This window comes from Paenibacillus sp. NRS-1781 (assembly GCF_050467745.1).
Taxonomy (GTDB): domain Bacteria; phylum Bacillota; class Bacilli; order Paenibacillales; family Paenibacillaceae; genus Paenibacillus; species Paenibacillus terrae_A.
Genome location: NZ_JBITPI010000097.1, coordinates 1 through 3,167, shown reverse-complemented (window position 1 = coordinate 3,167; position 3,167 = coordinate 1). Strand labels below are relative to the sequence as shown.

Sequence of the window (3,167 nt, the reverse complement as noted above, 5' to 3'; positions counted from 1 at the left end):
GTGCGTGGATTGAAATTTTTTGCACTGATACAATTGAACTATTCGAGAGAGTCGCACTCTATATGAGTGCGTGGATTGAAATCAATTAAGTTGATAGAGAATTAAAAAAAGCCATGAGTCGCACTCTATATGAGTGCGTGGATTGAAATCTCGTACTCATCACTCAGTAGGTCATACTCTACGTCGCACTCTATATGAGTGCGTGGATTGAAATTGCTTTGTTGTGCCAGTTGGCGTTGGTTGGTAATCTAGTCGCACTCTATATGAGTGCGTGGATTGAAATTTGCAATGAGTTACACAGGTAAAGAGGCGGCCCGCTTGTCGCACTCTATATGAGTGCGTGGATTGAAATTTAACCGGATTCTCGTTATCGACTAAGCAAGGGAAATAGTCGCACTCTATATGAGTGCGTGGATTGAAATCATATAGATTCAGCCGCATCGGATACAACTTTACTGTCGCACTCTATATGTGTGCGTGGATTGAAATTCTACTGGAGTATTGGGCATCCCGTTCCAGTGCAATAGGTCGCACTCTATATGAGTGCGTGGATTGAAATCCGCATTAGCAGTTAGATCAATGATCGGTGCTTGGTCGCACTCTATATGAGTGCGTGGATTGAAATATCCTGATAGCTTTGAAAATCAAGCTGCTCCAAGCGTCGCACTCTATATGAGTGCGTGGATTGAAATAATAAACGACAATGAGTATATTGAAATTACAGGGAGTCGCACTCTATATGAGTGCGTGGATTGAAATTGTAGAGACTGCGCCTGACTGCCCATCCTTTCGTGTCGCACTCTACATGAATGCGAGATTAAAGCACAGCGCTCAAAATAACTTTGCTTCGTCGCTATATAGTTTGAGAGGAAGGTAAGGGGATGGAAGACGTTTTGGACGGAAAAGGTGCAACGTATTTATTATCAAACTACCATCATAATTTAGATAAATGCGTGGAGCTATTACATCTAAGGTTTACACAACATAATTGGAATGACATAATTGTTATTTCAGATTACCTACACAAAATATCTTGGGATATCTACGAATCACGGTACAAGACAGGAGAAGCATCACTAGATGCAGAACGTCCATTGATTTTTTACTATGGCTTCAGCTATTTGGCAAAAGCTACAGCACTTCAGAAGCTTGGCCTATTCGATGAAGCCAGAGAATACATCCTTAAATATTCGGAGCTAGGATGGTTTTCTGGATTAGATGCTACCGGGCTAGATGAGGTTGAACGATTCAGATTTTTTGCCAAGGCGAATATGTACACAAATGATCTATTGTCTGGAAAAATAGATGTATTGCAAGAATATGTTCAATTTTTAGAGAACAATGATGAAGAAGTATTGCCAGGGCTGGTAACTATTATGGAAGCGGCCAATCTCCACTTGCTCAATGTAGATGATGTCCTTCACAAATTCCAAACTACCATTGATGAATTGAGCAGTTTGGAAAGCGAAACGAATAAAACACATTATTTTAGGTTTTTATATCATCTTGCGATTTATTATAGTAATAACAAGAGATTTGAAGATGCTGTACGCCAAGTTTTAGTTTTTTTAACAACGGCTAATATGATTGAAAATGGAACGAACTTCAAGAAATTTATTGTGCTATTTGAAGCACTACGCCAGTATGCTTCAAATGAACAAATTGAAAAGTATCAAAATTTATTCAAGGAGCTGATTAAGGATGAAAAAATTATTAGTTTCGATGGCTATGATATTCGCTCTCATTAGTATTGTTCCAATTGGTAGCATTGGGGTAAATTTCGGGGTAAATTCGCCTTCTAATCACGGCTGGAATTGATTAATGAAATGCTGACGGAGAACCAACAGTATCGGGGGAATCCTTCCTTGATGCTGTTGGTTCTTTTTGTACTTACCCTTCTCTAAACTAGGACTACTCTTGTCGCTGCTACTCTTTGACATTCTGGCCAGCGATCACTACCGGAGAGCTGCGGCGCTGTATAGTCTTTTTTTAACTTTATTACCCATAAAATGAAACGACCTCGCTTCTTTTGTAAATAAAACCAAGGAAAACACTTCCAACTTTCAAGTTTATAATAGTATATGTAACAAATTATACTAAATTGGAGGAAAAAAAGTGAAAAAAATTCTCTCTACTCTCTGTTCTATGATTCTGCTTCTGTCATTTTCAACCCCCACCTTTGCATCCGACACCGAAAACTCGACTAACTCTGATCTTCAACAACAATCACAAAAAGAAGATGCAAATGACCCTGCTAAGTTAGATGTGAAAATTCCTGATAAGGTAGAGACAGTATCTGTTCGTGATATTGTGCCAGCAAAGTATTTTGAAGCTGTAAAAGGAAAATATAAATCGAAAGAAGAAATTTTGAAAGCTACAGGATTTACATTAGAGAAATCTGTAAAACCTAGTACTGTGCAATTGAGCGAAGGAGCAATGACTGTAGATGATCTGGATGAATATGCTGCTCTGCTGACGTATTATTCAGATAGTGCTAACCAAAACTTTAAAGTGTCATCAATTCAGCCGACGGCTGTTGAAAGCCATTCCAATACAGATACAGTTTGGGGAGATGGATTGGCTGCTGGGAAAAACCTTTCTTGGATTGAAGCTACTGTGTATTATAATAGAGATAGTGCTACTAGGAATATAACCAAAGTTACTGGTAGTACAAGCACACTTCTGGGTTTCCACCCTGGAAACTCTTGGGCTCATGATCGGGTTGCGACTGATAACTCTGCCTCTCTTAAAGGACGGGCAGGTAACATACAAATCAAAGGAACTAGAACCCTTAGCATAATTATTGGTGGTATTGGTGATATCACATCAAGATCTGAATCATATTTTATGGGATTGGGTTAAAATTATAAAACAACTAAACTACCACCTTGCATAATTTAGGTGGTAGTTTTATATTGTAAAATTAAGGAGGTGCATTATTATGGATCATGAACAACGATTAAGCAATTTAGAGAAACGAATGGATTCACATGATAAAAAATGGAGGATAATCAAAAATGTCCTTATTGTCATCTTTGTCATATGGCTAATACTATTCTTAATAGGATTGACTCAATTTTTAATTTCTTAAAATCGAATGATCGGCTTTTTTGTTTATCGGTACAAATGCAACAAACAATGGGCAGCTATATAGTTTGAACTAAAGA

Annotated in this window: 2 protein-coding genes and 1 CRISPR repeat array; both genes read left to right on the top strand. The window is 38.0% G+C overall.

Annotated features, from left to right (window positions below; all coding sequences use genetic code 11):
• Positions 1-50: 50 nt before the first annotated feature.
• A CRISPR array of direct repeats spans positions 51-759; the repeat unit is 32 nt; unit sequence GTCGCACTCTATATGAGTGCGTGGATTGAAAT.
• 122 nt (positions 760-881) lie between these two features.
• Complete coding sequence (locus ACIFO6_RS24010) at positions 882-1,748, top strand: DNA-binding protein (RefSeq protein WP_430044551.1); 867 nt, start codon at positions 882-884, stop codon at positions 1,746-1,748.
• A 367-nt stretch (positions 1,749-2,115) separates the two neighbouring features.
• Positions 2,116-2,862: a hypothetical protein gene (locus tag ACIFO6_RS24005; RefSeq protein ID WP_430044549.1), complete on the top strand. Its 747-nt coding sequence runs from the start codon at positions 2,116-2,118 to the stop codon at positions 2,860-2,862.
• Positions 2,863-3,167 lie beyond the last annotated feature (305 nt).

Coding starts and splice junctions, on each gene's coding strand:
- ACIFO6_RS24010 (WP_430044551.1), top strand. CDS start 882: ATGGAAGACGTTTTGGACGGAAAAGGTGCAACGTATTTATTATCAAAC.